Origin of the sequence: Cyanobacterium sp. IPPAS B-1200 (genome assembly GCF_001747005.2) — a bacterium.
Classification (GTDB): Bacteria; Cyanobacteriota; Cyanobacteriia; order Cyanobacteriales; family Cyanobacteriaceae; genus Cyanobacterium.
The window spans coordinates 126023-144813 of the sequence record NZ_CP182899.1 but is presented as its reverse complement, the minus strand read 5'-3'; the positions used below and the strand labels follow the sequence as shown (position 1 = coordinate 144813).

At 36.5% G+C, this 18791-nt stretch carries 16 protein-coding genes; 9 read left to right on the top strand and 7 right to left on the bottom strand.

The features are described from left to right. The first annotated feature begins 321 nt into the window (after positions 1-321). The 3 genes from A5482_RS00670 (at position 322) to A5482_RS00660 (ending at position 3821) form a co-directional block, all read left to right on the top strand. Positions 322-1188: a Tab2/Atab2 family RNA-binding protein gene (locus A5482_RS00670; RefSeq protein ID WP_069790000.1), complete on the top strand. Its 867-nt coding sequence runs from the start codon at positions 322-324 to the stop codon at positions 1186-1188. A gap of 196 nt (positions 1189-1384) precedes the next feature. Continuing rightward, positions 1385-1951 (top strand): peptide deformylase, encoded by a 567-nt coding sequence (def, locus tag A5482_RS00665; RefSeq protein WP_069790001.1) that lies wholly within the window; start codon positions 1385-1387, stop codon positions 1949-1951. 496 nt (positions 1952-2447) lie between these two features. Further along, complete coding sequence (locus A5482_RS00660; protein WP_369816713.1) at positions 2448-3821, top strand: AMP-binding protein; 1374 nt, start codon at positions 2448-2450, stop codon at positions 3819-3821. Here the strand turns inward: A5482_RS00660 and A5482_RS00655 are convergent. Together A5482_RS00655 and A5482_RS00650 are read right to left on the bottom strand one after the other, a co-directional pair. Continuing rightward, the gene (locus A5482_RS00655; protein WP_069790002.1) at positions 3814-4575 is read right to left on the bottom strand and encodes a DUF3153 domain-containing protein; all 762 of its coding nucleotides are present in this window, start codon (positions 4573-4575) and stop codon (positions 3814-3816) included. The two genes, A5482_RS00660 and A5482_RS00655, sit on opposite strands and share 8 nt — an antisense overlap. Positions 4576-4680: 105 nt before the next feature. Then, a complete protein-coding gene (locus tag A5482_RS00650; RefSeq protein WP_069790003.1) occupies positions 4681-5418 on the bottom strand; it encodes a DnaJ domain-containing protein in 738 nt (245 codons plus the stop codon). 172 nt (positions 5419-5590) lie between these two features. Between A5482_RS00650 and A5482_RS00645 the strand changes: the two genes are divergently transcribed. Next, entirely contained in the window at positions 5591-6676 is a 1086-nt protein-coding gene (locus tag A5482_RS00645) for a PIN/TRAM domain-containing protein (protein ID WP_069790004.1), read from the top strand. A gap of 127 nt (positions 6677-6803) precedes the next feature. On the opposite strand, the gene A5482_RS00640 is transcribed toward A5482_RS00645, so the two are convergent. From A5482_RS00640 to A5482_RS00630, 3 genes are read right to left on the bottom strand one after another with little or no spacing between them, the layout of a single operon-like run. Beyond that, complete coding sequence (locus A5482_RS00640; RefSeq protein WP_069790005.1) at positions 6804-7139, bottom strand: hypothetical protein; 336 nt, start codon at positions 7137-7139, stop codon at positions 6804-6806. A 34-nt stretch (positions 7140-7173) separates the two neighbouring features. Beyond that, positions 7174-8061 (bottom strand): ABC transporter permease, encoded by an 888-nt coding sequence (locus A5482_RS00635; RefSeq protein ID WP_069790006.1) that lies wholly within the window; start codon positions 8059-8061, stop codon positions 7174-7176. 59 nt (positions 8062-8120) lie between these two features. Further along, complete coding sequence (locus tag A5482_RS00630) at positions 8121-9284, bottom strand: chromate transporter (RefSeq protein ID WP_069790007.1); 1164 nt, start codon at positions 9282-9284, stop codon at positions 8121-8123. A gap of 199 nt (positions 9285-9483) precedes the next feature. Between A5482_RS00630 and A5482_RS00625 the strand changes: the two genes are divergently transcribed. Beyond that, entirely contained in the window at positions 9484-10698 is a 1215-nt protein-coding gene (locus tag A5482_RS00625) for an RNA-guided endonuclease InsQ/TnpB family protein (protein WP_069790008.1), read from the top strand. A 167-nt stretch (positions 10699-10865) separates the two neighbouring features. Continuing rightward, positions 10866-12044 carry a molybdopterin-synthase adenylyltransferase MoeB gene (moeB, locus tag A5482_RS00620; protein ID WP_069790009.1) on the top strand — a complete coding sequence of 393 codons (1179 nt, stop codon included), beginning with the start codon at positions 10866-10868 and terminating at the stop codon, positions 12042-12044. Between the two features lie 84 nt (positions 12045-12128). On the opposite strand, the gene gyrB is transcribed toward moeB, so the two are convergent. Further along, positions 12129-14066: a DNA topoisomerase (ATP-hydrolyzing) subunit B gene (gene gyrB / locus A5482_RS00615; protein WP_069790010.1), complete on the bottom strand. Its 1938-nt coding sequence runs from the start codon at positions 14064-14066 to the stop codon at positions 12129-12131. 165 nt (positions 14067-14231) lie between these two features. Beyond that, positions 14232-15428 (bottom strand): glycosyltransferase family 4 protein, encoded by a 1197-nt coding sequence (locus A5482_RS00610; RefSeq protein ID WP_069790011.1) that lies wholly within the window; start codon positions 15426-15428, stop codon positions 14232-14234. 92 nt (positions 15429-15520) lie between these two features. Between A5482_RS00610 and A5482_RS00605 the strand changes: the two genes are divergently transcribed. The 3 genes from A5482_RS00605 to A5482_RS00595 all read left to right on the top strand — a co-directional run bounded on the left by A5482_RS00605 (position 15521) and on the right by A5482_RS00595 (position 18622). After that, the gene (locus A5482_RS00605; RefSeq protein WP_069790012.1) at positions 15521-16507 is read left to right on the top strand and encodes a glycosyltransferase family 2 protein; all 987 of its coding nucleotides are present in this window, start codon (positions 15521-15523) and stop codon (positions 16505-16507) included. Between the two features lie 162 nt (positions 16508-16669). Then, positions 16670-17374 (top strand): hypothetical protein, encoded by a 705-nt coding sequence (locus A5482_RS00600; RefSeq protein WP_069790013.1) that lies wholly within the window; start codon positions 16670-16672, stop codon positions 17372-17374. 84 nt (positions 17375-17458) lie between these two features. Next, positions 17459-18622: a radical SAM protein gene (locus tag A5482_RS00595; RefSeq protein WP_069790014.1), complete on the top strand. Its 1164-nt coding sequence runs from the start codon at positions 17459-17461 to the stop codon at positions 18620-18622. The last annotated feature ends 169 nt before the right edge of the window (positions 18623-18791 follow it).

Here is an 18791-nt window from a genome sequence, read left to right as displayed (position 1 = left end):
AATATACAATCTATGACACTTTGAAGTTTTCTAGGGGTAATTATAAGTTAAATCATTGTAAATAGTACCTCTTCCTAAGAAATGTACCATTAATGTTAAGGGTAATTTACTTTAAGTAAGTTTTTCCTATTGTCCATGGGATTAATATAAACCGCTTTAGTTCTCAACAATTTTTAACTTTTTAACCGAAGATGGTGAGCAATGCTTATTTTACCAGTTGATAAAAAGTTAGAGAGTTAAATAATGGCGATGGAGTGGGGATGATATGATACAAGGTTGATAATATTGTTCATTTTATATTAAGGCTTAACATTCTTTAACATGGGAAAAATTTGGGAGTTAGATTTCTATTCACGTCCAATTTTTGATGAGAATAATAAGAAACTTTGGGAAATTTTGATTTGTGAGAGTCCAACGGACATTGATAGTGATTATGATTCTTTGTTTCGTTATTCCCAGTTTTGTTCTAATAATGAGGTTAATTCTATCACTTTGGGAAGTGCGATCGCCTCTGCCATCGAAAAAGCGGGGGAAACTCCTAGTAAAATTAGATTTTTCCGTCGTCAGATGAATAATATGATCATCAAAGCCTGTGATGATGCCAATATTTCTGTATTTGCTTCCCGCCATACCTATGCCCTCAATCGTTGGTTGGGGGAAAGAGAGGTTGATTTTTACCCTTATCAAGACGGTTATCAGGCCCCTAAAGTTTCCGCTTCGGTACAATATCCCCAAGGTAATGCCATTAGTTTACCTGATGCGGTTAAGGGCGATCGCAATGATAAATGGGCTTTAGTCTCCCTCAATAGTGACGATTTTCAGGATATGAGGGAATGGGCGATCGCATTTGGGGAAGCATTTCCTCTCTCCCTTGCCAACATCAAGGAAAATACTAAAATCCCTGGACTCATAATTTTTTCAAAAAGAGCCTTACCCCTCGGTGCGTGGATGTCTGGATTAGAATTAGGCTATCTGAGATTAGAAACAGGCCAATTTCCCCGTATTTGCCTAGAAACAGGAGTAAGCGATAGTTGGATACTTGCCAACCTTACCGATGAAAAAACCGTTGCCGAAGGAGAAGGATTTGAAAGTGCCAAACAACAAGCCAACGGTGTACATTTTCTCGCCATCCAATCTTCCCCTGAATCGGAATCCTTTGAAGGTTTTTGGTTATTGAAACAAGAATAGTAACGATTAATGATCAAGCATAATATCTCGAAAGCAACTCTTTTTATTGATGGCTAAGGGCGATCGCCTCGACAAAATTAACTAAAATTATGGTTAAACCAATATAGTAACTAATTTCTACTATCGCCCCAATAGACATACAACAATGTTTTATGATCAAAGAAAAGAGATTTGTTAACTTACTAAAGAGTAAAATATGACCAATACATTAATTGTTGAAAAAGAAAAGGTAAATGCACCGTTAAAATTACATATACTAGGAGATAAAGTTCTCAGACAAAATGCCAAGCGCATTGCTAAAATTGATGAATCCGTTAAAGAGTTGGCGACAAAAATGCTTCAAACCATGTATGCCGAAAATGGTATCGGTTTAGCAGCCCCCCAAGTGGGAGTCAATAAACAAATGATTGTAGTTGATCTTCAACCTGATAACGAAAACAATCCTCCTTTAGTGATGATTAATCCTGTTATCAGAAAATATAGCAAAGATGTATGTATTTTGGAAGAAGGTTGTTTAAGTATCCCTAACGTCTTCCTCGATGTTACTCGCCCCTCAAAAATCGAAGTAGAATTTAAAAATTTGAGCGGGAAAAAACAAAGAATAAAGGCTTCAGGATGGATGGCAAGAGTAATACAACATGAAATGGATCATCTTACAGGAGTTTTGTTTGTTGATAGGATTAAAAATAGCCTTATTCTTACCCAAGAATTAACTAAACAGGGTTTAGATATAAACGCTGTGCAATCCATTGCTATTTCCTAAATAGTCTGAGTTTTAATCCTCAAATATCCCCCTTTTTTATAGCAGGAGTGATTCATTCTTACTTAAAATTTAATTTAACTCAAAGGCATAAATAACGAGTTATTGAGCCATTTTATTATTCATCAACCAACTAATTATACTTAATGACTGTGATGTTTTTGTAAAAATAGAGGTAAATTAATTTACAGAATTTACCTAAGTAGGTAGGTGTAATTAAATCGATCTAGTCAAAAGGTTTAAGCCTTTTATTAATAAAGGTTTTGGTAATACTAAACTCATCATTAATAACGCCAACTTACTTAGGCGTATAAGTAAGTAGAATTAAATAGATTTTAGCAAAGGCTTTAAACTCCTTGTGAATAAGAGTCTTAATCAATTCTACAGTGAGTATTTTAGATTAAATAAATCTTACCCCTACTTTGAATCACCCCTGCAAAATGGGGGCTATATATTGGCTTGATAACTTCATTTGTTATCTTTAATTTGGTACTTTTTTGTGGATAAAAAAAACTTTTTAATACTGCTTAAATATTTTAATAATAACTGCTACCACAACAATAATAATATTTCTGTTATAAATAATATAAACTATTATATTAAACAGATTAATCAAACTAAAAATAATGTAATATTTTTATCAACTAATAATCCTAACAAATTTATTAGTGTCTTTTTCGCTTCAATTTTAACTAAATCATCTATTTTTTTGCTAAATCCTCACTGGCAAAAAAGAGAACTAGAGCAAGTATATCAAATAGTAAAACCTAATTTGGTTTTTACAGACTCAGATAATCATAAACAATTTTTACCTTTATTAAAAAGAGTTAAAGATGGAAAGATTTTGACCACTAATGAAGATATAGAAAATCATTGCCACCCTTCAGAAAGAATTATGATTCCCACAGGCGGAACATCTGGCAAAGTTAAATTTGCAATTCATACATGGTTAACGTTAACTAATTCTGCCATGGGATTTTATGAATTTTGGCAAGAGGAAACAATTAATTCTTTTTGTTGTCTTCCTCTCTATCATGTTAGTGGTTTAATGCAAATTATTAGAACTTTTATGACAAAAGGAACATTAGAAATTTATGATTATTCATTACTCAAAAAAGAAGTTCCATTAAATAATTATCAAGATTTTTTTATTTCCCTTGTACCCACTCAATTAAAGTTTTTTTTAGAAAATAATCCTAATTGGTTGATACCATTTAAAACAGTTTTAGTAGGCGGAAATAGTACTCCTCAAGATTTACAAAATCTTTGCCACAATTATCAAATCAATCTAGCTTTAACCTATGGTATGACTGAAACAGCTTCTGGGGTGACAATTTTGCATCCAGATAATTTTTTGAATGGTAAAAAAGGTAGTGGAAAAGTTTTGCCCCACGCTGAAATTAATATAGAAAAGAAAGAAGAACAAACTGGTAAAATTACCATAAAAAGTACATCTTTATTTAAAGGATATTATCCCCATTCTCAACACTATAGTTACTTTGAAACCGATGATTTAGGTTATTTAGATCAAGAAAATTATTTACATATTGTGGGTAGAAATAGCCGTAAAATTATTTCGGGCGGTGAGAATATTTATCCATCAGAAATAGAGGAATTAATTAGGGAAACAGGTTTAGTAAAAGATGTAGTTATTTTAGGTAAAAAAGATAGTTATTGGGGACAAGTTATTTGTGCTTTATATGTTCCTATGTCTGAAAATATAATTGATAGTATAAAAAATAAATTACGATCGCACATTAGCCATTATAAAATACCAAAAGTATGGTATGAAATGGACTCTATTCCCCGTAATGCGCAAGGAAAAATCGATTATTGTTACCTCACCACAATCATCAGCGAAAAATCTAACTAACCTTTTTCATAGTTTTGAGAAATTGAGGATATTTGAGAATAAACCCTAATAAAATGAAAAGGGCGATCGCCCCTGCCCCCAAACCGATATAATTAGGTACCCAGAAAATAGCCGTCACATCATTAACTTGCCCCGCCTTGAGACTAATATTATATTGATTATTTTCTTCCCTTTCCCAAGTAGGAAAATCATTAGTAATCAACTTTGCCCCCCAAGGAAAATTAAAACTCAACTGTAAATTAATCAAATCCCCCGAAGAAATAATAATATTGCCCTGATTAGAAACTACTCCCAAAGGAGTCAAATCTGCGGAAAAATTTAAAATATTTCTTTCAACAAAAATTAAATTACTTTGCTTAATAGCCATATTTGCCTCCAAATCCAAGAGACTATCTTCCCGTTTCTCCGTCAAATTGCGATTAACCTTGGAATCAACCTCAGAAATAAAAAACTGATTAAATTTATTTACTAAATCCTGCCCATTATTAAAAGGAATCGTCACCACCAACTCCTCTGGGGATAATCTTTTCACCTTTCCATGTAACTTTAATGCCTGTTTTTGAATACCATTCAACCAAGCATTACCTTCCGATTCACTAAAACTGGTTAATTGTTCGCCTAATTTGATATGTTGAATTATAGTACCGCTATTTGCCTGAGAAAAATTAACCCCCACATCATAACGAACACAACCCGTCAAACATACAATTAAGAAAGTAAATAATACTAACTTCTGAAAAATAACCTTCATCATCTAAATATCCCCAATCAAAACTTTTTTTAGTACAATCCAACTATCCTTAAAGTTTACACCTTCGATTTCACATTCTCAACTTGTGATTTATTCAGCGCACCTTAACTATTTAACTAGCAAAGAAATATTATAATCATTCAAGAAGTAATAGAAACTTTGATTATTATTTTCCGTATTTCTAGTATCTCTAATCATAGCAAGTCCAAAAGCCACTATAACAAGCCCAAAAACAATTCCTAACCATTTAATAAAATTATCTTCCTTTTTTTGAAAAGATTTATTAACCTTGGTATTTTGCTTACTTTTTTTTCTTTTATTATCGCTATAGTTATTAAATTCAACCTTGCTATTTTGTAAACTTTTAAAAAATTCAGCTTGATTCCAATCTGACTGCGCTCTCAACCCAAAACCCAATTTATCCAAAACAGCCCCCCGATAAAAATAAGCATTAGCAAAATTATCGTTTAATTTAATCGCATGGGTAAAATATCTTATAGCTTCCTCCCATTGCTCATTTTCCGCTTCCTCTACTCCCAAGTCATAGTAAAACTCTGCTTTTTTCTCTTTCGTATCCAAATTCCTTCTGACAAAAACATAATTATTGTCATGATTTTTTGTTTTTTGTTGGTCAAAATTAGGAGAATTACCTGATTTTTTTAAAACTTCGTAAGCCTCGTGAATTTCTAAAAATTTTTTTTCTGCTAATTCTGCTTTTTCAGGACTATCATTAAAATTGTCAGGATGCCATTTTTTCGCTAGTTGGCGGTATGCCTTCTTTATTTCCTCTACACTAGCCCCTGATTCTATTTTAAGTATTTGATAATATTTATCTAATTCATTCATAAATTAGCATTACTGTTTTTTTATATTATTACAAATACCCAAAGATAACCGAACTTCGGAAACTGCTCTGAAAAGTTAAAATAGATTAAGAGTTAGCATGATTATTAATTGCACTCGTTATTGAAAGATATAATTAACTATCTGCATCCAAACAAGGATCAACTTATTTATTATGATTGACGCTATTATTATTTCTATATTCGTTCTTGCATTTGCGGGAGTAGGCTTTGACATAGTCCAAGTTTTACCCGGCGACATTCAGGGGCAAGTCTCTAATATTCAAGCCCTAAGATGGCTAGCCGCTGGTTTTTCTTCTATTATCGGCTTAGCTATGGGTTTAGTTGCTCAAACTACTTATCGCCGTTTAGAACAAAGAATCAGGAAAACTCCTATTGAAGTTATTATAACAAGGGCGATCGGTTTGGTACTAGGTTTATTGTTGGCAAACTTGATGTTAGCCCCCATATTCCTCCTGCCAATTCCTAGCGAGTTTAGTTTCCTTAAGCCCATGTTGGCAATTTTGGGCAGTGTCACTTTTGCTGTATTGGGAGTATCCCTCGCTGATACCCACGGAAGAACTTTTTTGAGGTTAATTAACCCCAATAGTATTGAATCAATGTTGGTGGCGGAAGGTACACTAAAACCCGTTGCGACGAAAATTCTTGATACTAGCTGTATTATTGATGGACGTATTCAACAGCTATTGGACACAGGATTTATTGAAGGGCAAATTTTAGTACCCCAGTTTATCTTACAAGAATTACAACAATTAGCTGATGCTACCAATGACCAAAAAAGAGTTAGGGGGCGCAGGGGTTTAGATATTCTCAATCAAATGCAGGAAAGATACCCCGATATTATCGTTATTCACCCCGAAGAATACGAAGATGTAGCCACCGTAGATGCGAAGTTGTTACACCTTGCCCATGATATTAATGCTACTCTCATCACCAATGATTTTAATTTGAGTAAGGTAGCGAGTTTACAAAAAATTCTCATCCTCAATATTAATGATTTAGCCCAAGCTATCCGCCCCATTTATCTCCCAGGGGATTACATTGATTTAAAAATCTTGAAAAATGGTAAAGAACCTAGTCAGGGAATTGGTTACTTGGATGATGGTACTATGGTAGTAGTAGAGGATGCTAATAACCATGTAGGTGAAGAATTAAGGGTTACGGTTACTTCTGCCCTTCAGACTTCTGCGGGAAGAATGATTTTTGCGAAAACCAACAATTCAACGGTTAATCATTATTAAAATTTTAGGGTGTTGGGTTGAAATAATCGAAATCCAAAACCAGATTATTTAATTGCCTTTTCCAGCACCCCTTAACTGTTTTGATAATATTATTTTTAAACCCCTCCTATAAAGAGGGGTATTTTTTTTAAAGTTCGTTTTCTAGTTCTATTTCTTCTGAGTTGTTATTCTGTAGTTCCATTTCTCTCATTCTTTGTAGTTGTCTTTCCCTAAAACTTTGAGCCGCATTTTGAATATTTCGATTGGTGGCTTCAGGGGAAGCGGCTCCATTCATGCGATTCATCATGTTAGCATTGTGTATCAACTGCATGGGGTTGATGCTGTCGCCATAAAGAGAGTTTTGTTCGTTGGATTGGAAGATGTCATTTTGATTGGAGTTAGCATTTTGGGCGGAGGCTAGATTGCCGTAACCCATTACTAAAGCAGCACTGAGAAGGGTTGTATATACAAGTTTGTTTTTCATGGTTAATTATTCCTGATTTTATTTAGGTTTAAAGTTAAGCGAAACGACGACTTAAAAGAGGTTTGATTGCCAAAAGAATAAGCGCATCAAAGCCACATAGTAGAAGTAGTACAACGCCGAAGTTAATTTCTGTCCAAGGGGTGCTGATTACGATACTAGCCAAATTCCAATCACCATGTTGATAAATATAGCGGATGGGTTCGATAGCATAGGTTAGGGGGTTGAGACTGGCGATGATTTGTAACCAGTTTGCCATGAATGCCATGGGGGCAAGGGCTGTACTGGCAAATAATAGGGGTAAATTAATTACAAATATTACGGCGAGTAGTTCGATATGTCCGGGTAGGGCGAAAGCAAGTCCTAGACTTAATCCTGTCACCCCTAAGACGATCAAAAAGGTGATAAGGGCGATCGCACTTAAACCCGTAGGACTAGGTAAACCAGCCCCAATAAAAGCACTGGCGGTAATAACTACAGCAGTTTGAATCAAACTAAGACTAATAATATAGATAGTCGAAGCAGCCACAATGGAAAATCGAGAGGCTAGGGGAGCGACTAATAGCCGATTTAAAAAGCCAAATTCTCGATCAAACATAATGGGTAAACCAGCATTCAAAGCCCCAGAAAAAGCCGTAAAAACGATGATGCCAGGGGCTAAAAACTGCCCATAGCTAAAATCATCACCAAATAAACTTTGGGGGGCATTATAAAACAAAGCACCAAATAAAATTAACCACATAAAAGGTTGAATAACCCCCGCCACGAGGGTAGAAGGGCGGCGTTGTAACTGAATGAAAAGACGCTTAGTCAGGGCAAAAGTTTCCTGCAAAAAATCATTTAAGCTATTAGTCTCAAAAGTGATATTTTCGGCATTAGGAGCTAAAATTGCCCGATATTTTTGATTATCTATAGTCTGAGTCATTTTATTGTTAACAATTACTATAATTTCTCTAACCTCATTTTACCTCGCCCAATCAACCCTCAGAGTAAATTAACCACTAATCCTATTAACGCCCCTGCCAAAATTAACCACAGGGAATTAAATTTATAACGAAATACCAAGAAAGTCGCAGTTATTGTCATGGTAACAGTAATCCCATCAACGATCGCCTCTGTACCCAAAATATAAGTTACCCCTGCCATCAATCCCAAAGAAGCCACATTTACTCCATCTAGGAGAGAAGCAGTAAGGGGCGAATTTCTCAATTTGTCAACCCAAGGATTAATGATTAAAACCAGGAAAAAACTAGGTAAAAAAATGCCCACAGTGGCGGCTATGGCGCCCATATTCCCTGCCAAAAGATAACCGATAAAAGTTGCCGTGGTTAAAATCGGGCCTGGGGTAAATTGCCCAATGGCGATGGCATCTATCAACTCTTTGGAAGTGAGCCACTGATTTTGTTCTACCAATTGATTTTGTAAAAAAGCCAATAACACATAGCCACTGCCATATAAAAAAAAGCCTACCTTGAGAAAAAATAAAAACACCCCCCATCCAGAAGGAGAAGCAACACTTTCACTAACATTAGTTTGGGCGAAGAAAGGGGAAACCGTCATTGGTGCTACCCAAGCATTACGAACATTAAAACGATGTCTTTCCTTATAAACCATTACCCCCAAACCAATGATTAATAAAATCAGAATTTCGTTGACATTCAAAAAAAAGGCCAGCACCGCCAAAACTCCCGCCACCTTAGTCACATTATCCTTAACGGCTTTCTTCCCTAACTTCCATAATGCCTGAAGAATAATCGCCACAATTATGGGTTTGATGCCATACAGCAACCATTGAGCTTGGGGAAGGGCTTGATACTGCACATAAATATAAGCCAAAATCCAGACAATGACCATGGCAGGTAAAATAAAAGCTGAACCCGCCACAATCAAACCTTTCCAACCTCCCCTATCAAAACCAATATTAATGGCCAACTCCGTGGAATTAGGGCCGGGGATTAAATTAGTAACTCCTAATAAATCTAATAATCTTTCCCTAGCAATCCATTTTCTTTTCTGAACAATTTCCTCATCCATCATGGCAATATGTGCCGCAGGGCCCCCGAAGGCGATCGCCCCTAAACGAAAAAAAACCATGGCTAACTCTTTTAAATCAGTGGTTTTACTATGAGCATTAGATTCAGAGTTCATTAATCAAACGTGATGACATAAACAATCACAATTTAACTTGAAATGTTGCTGAAATTCACCCGTCAAAATTTTCAAGAAAAATACCCATTGAATTTGACGGGCGATGTAAAGCAACCAACAAAAAAACATCCGTAGGATTCCACACGAAACAACGATTTTATAATATAATATATTTATCCTAAACCAGTCAAAGTGTGAAATGCTTAGAGCAGTGAAGGTACGGCTATATCCTACGAATGAACAGGCGGAAAAACTATCTCAAGTGATGGGTTCTGCTCGTTGGTTTTGGAATTATGCACTCAACCTCTGCAATGAGACTTACAAAGAAACTGGCAAGGGATTAGGTAGAACCGCTATCAACAAAGAGTTACCAAAACTCAAAAAACACGAAGAAACAGCGTGGCTAGGTGAATGTTATTCTCAAGTTCTTCAGTCAGTAACCCTAAATCTAACTAAGGCTTTCAAAAACTTTTTTGAAGGTAGAGCAAAATACCCCAGATTCAAATCCTATCACGGCAAACAGTCTTGTCAATACCCACAAAATGTCAAGATAGTGGATAGTTGCTTGAAAATCCCACAATTAGGATTAGTAAAAGCGTCTATTCATAGGATATTTGAAGAGGAGATTAAGACGGTAACAGTAAGTAAAACTCCTACGGGTAAATACTTTGCGAGTATCCTATTTGATACTAAACAAGAATTACCAGTGGTTATCGTAACAGGGAAAATGTGTGGCATTGATTTAGGGATAAAAGATTTTGCCATAGTACATGACGGAGAAAAAACCAGTAAGTATAATAATCCTAGACAAATCAAGAAACATGAGAAAAACTTAGCAAGGAAACAACAAAAATTAGCACGAAAACAAAAAGGCTCTAAAAATAGAGAAAAAGCACGGAAGCTAGTAGCTAAAGTACACGAACGTACAAGTAATGCCCGTCACGACTTTTTACATAAACTTTCTAGGAAGATTGTGAATAACAATCAGGTAGTAGTCGTTGAAAAACTGAATATCAAGGGTATGGTTCGGAATCACAAGTTAGCAAAAGCAATATCAGATGTCGGTTGGGGAACATTTGTCAATTTTTTAGACTACAAACTCAAGGAAAAAGGAGGGTTGTTAGTAGAGATTGAGCGATGGTTTCCAAGCTCTAAAACTTGCTCTCATTGTCTCTATCAAATGTCAGAAATGTCATTGGATATAAGGGAATGGACTTGTCCAAGTTGTGGCACTCACCATGACAGAGATGAAAACGCAAGTAAGAATATTAGAGCAGAAGGCATAAGAATGATAAAGACGGATGGACTAGCCGTCTCTGCTAATGGAGGCACGGTAAGACCAACGGGCGGACGAAAATCTGTCTTGAGGCACGAGCCTATGAAGTTAGAAGCTCCCGTTACAGCGTCAGCTTAACGGTGAGTAGTCACTAGACAAACATTATCTAAAGTTTAAAATCCGTAAAGTAAAAAAATAATTCTACATTCTTCATTCTCCATTAACCCCCCTACCTGGAAATTTGTTAAAATAATCACTTACAGAAAAAATAACAGAAAAAATTTCTGCTAACATTAAATTTAAAAATGCTCAATCCTAATTTAGACTCTATAGAACTGAATAAAGATGAGTACGAACGCTATGCGCGACACATTATTTTGCCCGAAGTCGGATTGGAAGGGCAAAAACGTCTCAAAGCAGCGAGTGTACTCTGTATAGGCACGGGGGGATTAGGTTCACCCCTTTTATTATATTTAGCCGCTTCTGGTATTGGGCGGATTGGTATAGTAGATTTTGACGTAGTCGATCATTCCAACCTGCAAAGACAAGTAATTCACGGTACTTCATGGGTAGGTAAACCTAAAATTGAATCCGCAAAAAATCGTATTTTAGAAATTAACCCCACCTGTCAGGTTGACTTATATGAAACCCGTCTTAGCTCAGAAAATGCCCTTAAAATTCTTGAACCCTACGACGTAATCATTGACGGTACAGATAATTTTCCCACCCGTTACCTCACTAACGATGCCTGTGTATTGTTAAATAAACCCAACGTTTACGGCTCTATTTTCCGCTTTGAAGGACAAGCCACCGTATTTAACTATGAGGGCGGCCCCAACTACCGTGACTTATATCCCGAGCCACCACCACCAGGCATGGTTCCTTCCTGCGCCGAAGGAGGAGTTTTAGGGGTTTTATGTGGTATTATCGGTACAATCCAAGCCACTGAAGCCATTAAAATTATTTTAGGGGTTGATCCTGCCAAAACCCTCAGCGGTAGATTATTACTTTATGACGCCATGGGCATGAAGTTTAGGGAGTTGAAACTACGTCCTAATCCTGTGCGCCCCGTCATTGAAAAACTCATTGACTATGAACAATTTTGCGGTATTCCCCAAGCAGCAGCCCAAGCCAGTGAAGGTGAGGGGGCATTGGAGGAGATGACTGTAATCCAGTTAAAAGAGTTATTGGATAGTGATGCTGATGATTATGTATTAATCGATGTGCGTAATCCTAACGAGTATCAAATCGCTAAAATTCCTAATGCTACTTTGATTCCTTTACCTGACATTGAAGATGGTGATGGAGTAGCAAAAGTTAAGGAGTTGGTAGGAGATAAACGCCTGATTGCCCATTGTAAATTGGGTGGGCGCTCTGCTAAGGCTCTTAATATCCTTAAAGAAGCAGGAATTGAGGGAATTAATGTGAAAGGCGGTATTGCCGCTTGGAGTGAAGAAGTTGATTCTTCTGTACCTCAATATTAATTAGGTGTTAAGAATTAAAGAAACTGTCCAAAGAAGCCCCACACCATAAGACAAAAAAGGTGGGCATTGCCCACCATCTGATTCTTATACGTCCAACTCTGTGAGGTTTAGTCGTGGCCCGTGGGTTTCGATAAACTCTCTTCTGGGGGCTACCCTGTCACCCATTAACACAGTAAAGATGCGATCGGCTTCTGCGGCATCCTCAATTTCAACCCTTTTCATCATGCGAGTTTCAGGATTCATGGTGGTATCCCACAACTGTTGGGGCATCATTTCCCCTAAACCTTTAAATCTTTGGATACTATAGTTAGCATTACTAGGAAACTCCGCTATTTTTTCTTGCAATTCCCTTTCGCTATAGCAATAATAATGATTTTTTCCTCTTTCTAGTTTATAAAGGGGAGGACAAGCAATATAGATATATCCCTGCTCTACCAATTCCCTTTGATAACGGTAAAGGAAAGTCAGTAAAAGGGTTCTGATGTGCGCACCATCTACGTCAGCATCAGTCATAATCACGATATGATGGTACCTGAGTTGACTTGGATCAAATTCATCCCCTTTGATACCTAAACCCAATGCAGTAATTAGGGATTGAATTTCATTATTTTTGTAAATCTTAGCATCATCGGTTTTTTCGATGTTTAAGATTTTACCTTTTAGAGGTAGGATGGCTTGGAAACGGCGATCGCGCCCTTGCTTGGCACTTCCACCCGCACTGTCGCCTTCCACGAGGAAAATTTCAGATTCAGAGGGATCTCTTGTACTACAATCGGCGAGTTTTCCGGGTAAGGGGGAAGATTCTAAAACCGATTTACGGCGTACTAATTCTCTGGCACGACGGGCAGCTTCGGCAGCTTTAAAGGCTTGAACTGCTTTTTCAATGATGCTGTCGGCTACATGGGGATTAAATTCTAAGTATTCGTTTAATACTTCCCCTACTAAGGAATCAACGATACCGCGCACTTCGGAATTACCTAGTTTTGTTTTGGTTTGTCCTTCAAATTCGGGATCGGGTACTTTTACGGAAATTACTGCGGTTAAACCTTCTCGGACGTTCTCCCCTGCGAGGTTGGGTTCATTCTCTTTAATTTTATTGCGTTTACGGGCAACGTTATTTAAAGTTCTAGTTAGTACTGTTTTTAGTCCTTCTAGGTGAGTACCACCATCCACGGTGCGGATGTTGTTGGCAAAGCCTAAGATTGTATCGCTATAGGCATCGATACACCACTGGAAGGCTACTTCTACTTGTACGCCATTTTTTTCTCCTTCTACATAGATAATGTCTTGATGGAGAACATCTTTTTCCCTTGTCATGTAGGTGACGTATTCTTTGATACCCCCTTCATAACAGTAGGTTTCTTCTTTTAAAGATTCTAAACGGCGATCGCCAAAGGTAATTTTAACTCCCGCATTGAGGTAAGCCAATTCCCTTAAACGGTTGGAAAGAGTAGCATAATTAAATTCCGTTGTTTCACTAAAAATAAGAGCATCGGGCATAAAACTGATGGATGTACCCGTAGAATGCTCCGCATCAGGTTGGGCAACTAATTCGGTAATGGGAATCCCTCTTTCGTAACGTTGTTGGTGGAGACTACCATTACGCCATACCTTCACCTCTACCCATTCAGAAAGGGCATTTACCACGGAAATACCTACCCCGTGCAAACCCCCAGAGACTTTATAACCACCGCCGCCAAATTTACCCCCTGCGTGAAGCACCGTCATTACGGTTTCGAGGGCAGATCGATTGGTGCTAGGGTGGACATCGGTGGGAATACCCCGCCCATCATCAATAACGCTGACTGAGCCATCTTCATTAATATCTACTTCAATATGGCTACAATGTCCTGCTAAGGCTTCATCAATGGAGTTATCTACAACTTCATATACCAAGTGATGCAAACCCCTTGGCCCTGTTGTACCGATATACATCCCCGGCCGCTTTCTAACAGGTTCTAACCCCTCCAGTACTTGGATTTGCTCTGCTCCATAGTTGGAGGTTTGTTTTTCGATAGCCATATTATTATGTTCCCCTTATTAAGGCTATAGATTGCCTTGTTTTTTATTAAATGATATTTTTATCCAAAATTATAACACATAATAGTCTATCAAGATTTAAAAGGGGTTGTAAACGATTTTTTGGGGTGGGGTGTAGAATTGATTTGATGAGCTTTGAGATGAATATTATTGGCTGGTAATGATTTTTTCATAATCCATAGCGAATTTTTCCCAACTATAATTATTTTCAATCATTTTATGAGCATTATAAGCTATTTCTTGACCTAAATCACGATTATCGAATAATTTACAGATTTGTTTTACATAGTCTTCTATTTTATTTGCCCGTAAGGCACAGAGGGGGTTATCTACGGTTAAGCCTTCTAATCCCCTATCACTGGCGACGACGGGAATACCTGTTGCCATGGCTTCAAGGGTTTTATTTTTGATGCCAAATCCTGTACGCATGGGAATAACACATATTGAGGCTTTGTGTAAATATTCTGCCATGGATGGTACTCTACCAGTTACGATTACTCCTTTCTTTTTGGCTAGGTTTTGGACTTCTAAGGAGGGTTTTGAGCCTACTATCATCAGGGTTGCGTCGGGATATTGGTTTTGAATTAGGGGAAAAACTTGGCGGGTGAAAAAACAGGCAGCATCAATATTCACAAAGTAATCCATTCCCCCTGTGATAATTAATGTGTGGTTATTTACGGGCTGGGGGCGAAAGGGGAATATATCTAAGTCAACGCCATTGGAAATGACGGAAATGGCTGATTTTCCTGATATTTGTTGGATGGATTGGGCATCGTCGGCGGTGGTGACGACTAATTGATTAAATTTTTGACAGTATTTTTTTTCGTAACGATATAGTAAGGGAAGGTAAATGCGATCGCGCTTAGGTTTTTCTGCTGTACCTGTTTCCAGTTGATTTTTACAGGTGCGATATACTGAACTATGGATATTTAATACGGTTTTAAGTTGTTGTTGCCATTGGAGTTTTACGTAGATTTCATTGACACTATGTTCGCAGGTAATGGCATCAAATTCTTTATTTTCAACAGTTTTGTTAATCCATTCCTGCATCGAATGATTATGATTAGCTATGACGCTGGGGGGAGTGCCTGTGATGAGGAAGTTGGCAAAACGTTTTATAAATCCTCCTTGATGGTTGTTTTGTTGGCGAGGAAAGGTTATTAGGTTATCAACATAGGTTTTTAATGCTTCGATTTCTGATGGTTGTACTTCTTCATCGATTTGAGTAACCATGGTTAGGCTATGATTTGCCTTGAGATATTTGATTAGATTAAATGTTCTGACTTGGGTTCCCCCCCGACTGGGCGGATAGGGAAAGGTGTTGGAAATTATTAAAATTTTCATGTAAGGTTAAGGGCGATCGCCCTTATATTAATAATTAAGAATAAAAAAGATTTTGGTTATTATAATCATAAAATTATCGTCTCAATGTAATTATGCCCAAAGTTAGTGTTTGCATCCCAACCTATAATAGAGCCAATTATTTACAATATTCTGTTAACAGTGTTTTAAATCAAACTTACTCAGATTTTGAACTAATTATATGTGATGATGGCTCAACAGATAATACAGCAGAAATAGTTAATAATTTTAAAGATAATCGCATTAAATATATTCGCCATAAACAAAATATTGGACGTAGTAAAAATATGCGTTCTGGGTTTGAAAATGCCACAGGGGAATATTTTATTAAGTTTGACGATGATGATGCTTTAACCCCTGAATTTTTGAAGAAAACCGTTACAATTTTAGAACAAAATAAAAATATTGATTTCGTTTGCACCAATCATTGGGTTATTGATGCTAATAATAATCGAGACGAAGTCGCTACTCAAAAAAATTCCGATAAATGGGGAAAAAGTAAATTAAAAGAAGGTGTGATCAATGATTTAATTTATCAAACTTTTGTCTTGCAAAGTTTACAAGTTGGCTCTAGTTTATTTCGTTATGAACCATTAAAAGAATTGGATTATATGAATCCTCTGGCTGATGGTTGTGAAGATTTTGATCTTTTGGTAAGGATGGCAATAGCTGGAAAAAATGGTTATTTTTTGCCCGAATTTTTGATGGAATATCGTTTCCATGGACAGCAAAATAGTTTAAAACAAAATTTACACTTTCTCAAAGCTAAAAAATATTGTTTAGAAACCTATAACTTTACTCAAGAAGCCATAGAAAAAATTAGATATAAAAAACTTGCAGATATTAATTTATGTTTAGGCTTGAGAATGATTGAAAATAATCAAAACAAAGAGGGAAGAACATTAATTCAAGAAGCCGAAAAAGTTTTAGGTTTGTCTTCCCGTAGTCTTATGGGAAAAACTTTATCCTATTTACCTTATCAAATAAATCAGTTTATTTTTCAAACCAATAAAAAAATAAAGCCTAAAGATTATGCAGATCAAGTAAGATCAAATAGTTAATTATTTTGAATATACTAAATATATAATAATTTACATTTTATTCTGCATCGTAACTTAACTTAACGGAATGAGTATTACATAATACAATAAACTAACTATCTTAAAAAACAGAATTTTAATTTATGTTATGATATTTCCAGTTTTTTATAAATTTTATATATTATGGATAAAGTTCCAAATAACAATTCTCAAAATATAGTTCTTGCCTTAATTGCAGTGACAGGTTTATCTATTGCCCATCAAAGTGGCTTGGCTGGTCAACTATTTCAGGTACTAGACCAAAATTTAGTTAAATCTGCATCCGCACAAAATAATCAACTGATTGAGAGAAACGGTGCGATCGCCCCTAGTAGTTTACAAATCAAAGAAATCAAAGAAAATCTAATCCAACTAGAAGGAAACCGAGCCTATCAAATCGAAAATGGTGGAATTCGTAAACCTTTACAAGATGGATTTTACCGATTTGCTAACGGGGAAGTTTTAACAGTTCAAGAAGGACTTATCACAAATCGACAAGTAGCCAAAGAATGTATTAATAACTGCGATCTTGTCAGTCAGAGTTGGAAAGAGGGAGGAACTTGGACACAAGGTCCTGATGCTGGTCCTTGGAAAGAATCTGGTTGGAGAGAAGGAGGAACATGGGAAAGAGATGCCAGTGGAGATGATCAAATGCGTCGTCTGGAAAATGGTACTAGCATCCCCAGAGTAAGAGATAGCTTTGACCGAATTCAACTTGATAACAATCGAATATCTCCTCGCATTATAACTCCCATAGATTCGGATACCCCCGTAGAACCTCCCGTTCGACCTGGAAGGATCAATACCATGCCTCGTAATACCACTACTCCTAATAATTTTGGAAGATAATTAACAGAGCAAAGACGAAACAGTAGGAGAAAACACCAGAGTTTCTCCTATTTCCAATACATTTTATGAATTAGGAGAATAAAAATGCACTTTGTAATGAAGTTGAGTAAACTTTGCAACTTACGCTGTAATTATTGCTATGAATACGAAGACTTAAACAATAAAGACAGAATGCCCTTAGAGGGACTAGATTTTTTCTTCCGTAATTTAGCAACTTATTTACAATCACAACCTGCGGAAAGTAGAATAGTTAATTTCATTTTACATGGAGGAGAGGCGTTATTATTACCCCATAGTTATTTACGTGCTTTTCGGGAAATGCAACGGAAATATTTAGACTCGGCAGGTTTGGAATATACCAATGGAGTACAAAGTAATTTGGTACAAATTTCCGATGCCACTTTAGATTTACTAGAGGAGTTGGACATTAGTTTAGGTATCTCTTTCGATGTATTTGGCAATCAAAGAATAGATATTAAAGGAAAGGATTCTCAAGATCGAGTCTTGGATAATATGCAAAGACTGATGGACAGAAATATTCCTTTTGCGGCAATTATGGTACTTCATGGAGCTAATATCAATCATGTGTTACCTACCTATGAGTTTTATAATGATTTGCACATAAGCTATAGAATGTTGCCTATTTTTAGCCACACCAATCCTCCCCCACGGGTTGAACCAATTTTGGTGAGTCATGAGGAAACCGTAAAAGCTCTTCAAGAAGTGGTGAAGGCTCAATTTGCTCGACCCAGTAATATTAAAGTTTTACCTCTATGGGATTATTTTAAAGCAGCAGTTCGTTATTTAGCGGGGGGGCAAAAAACTATTTATAATCCTCAAACGGAAGAATGGGCTTATATTGTCAATACCAATGGGGATGTCTATAGCCATGGAGATGCTTATTCTGCTGATGGTTTAATGGGCAACATTTTTCGTCAATCATTGACCGAAATTAGACAAAGTGCTGAATATAAGCATACGATTTCTGTTCGTCAAAGTCGTTCGGAAAACTGTCATAGTTGTTCTTTTTATGGGTATTGTAATCAGTTACCCATTGCAGAGGCTATTTCCAGTGAGCGAGTTTATGATGAGAATGGCAAGTTAGAATGTACTATTGCTAAACCGATGATTCAATTTATGATTAATCAAATTGAGCAGTCTGATTCTGGCAAACTTTTGTTGAATAATTTTGATTCTTCTTCTCTTGATTCTCCTTTGGATTTGGAAAATCAAATGATTCCTAGTTAATTTTTTATTATCTTCAGGGGCGCTGGTTATTATAGCATTGCGCTCCATGGAAGAATTATGGGCGATCGCAATTAGTCGGTTTTACTTGAGTGCTCTTAAACTGGGAGTGAAAATTAAGAGCAGTTTAAGTGTAGAAGATGCCAAAGAATTTATTTTCAATTAAGTAGCT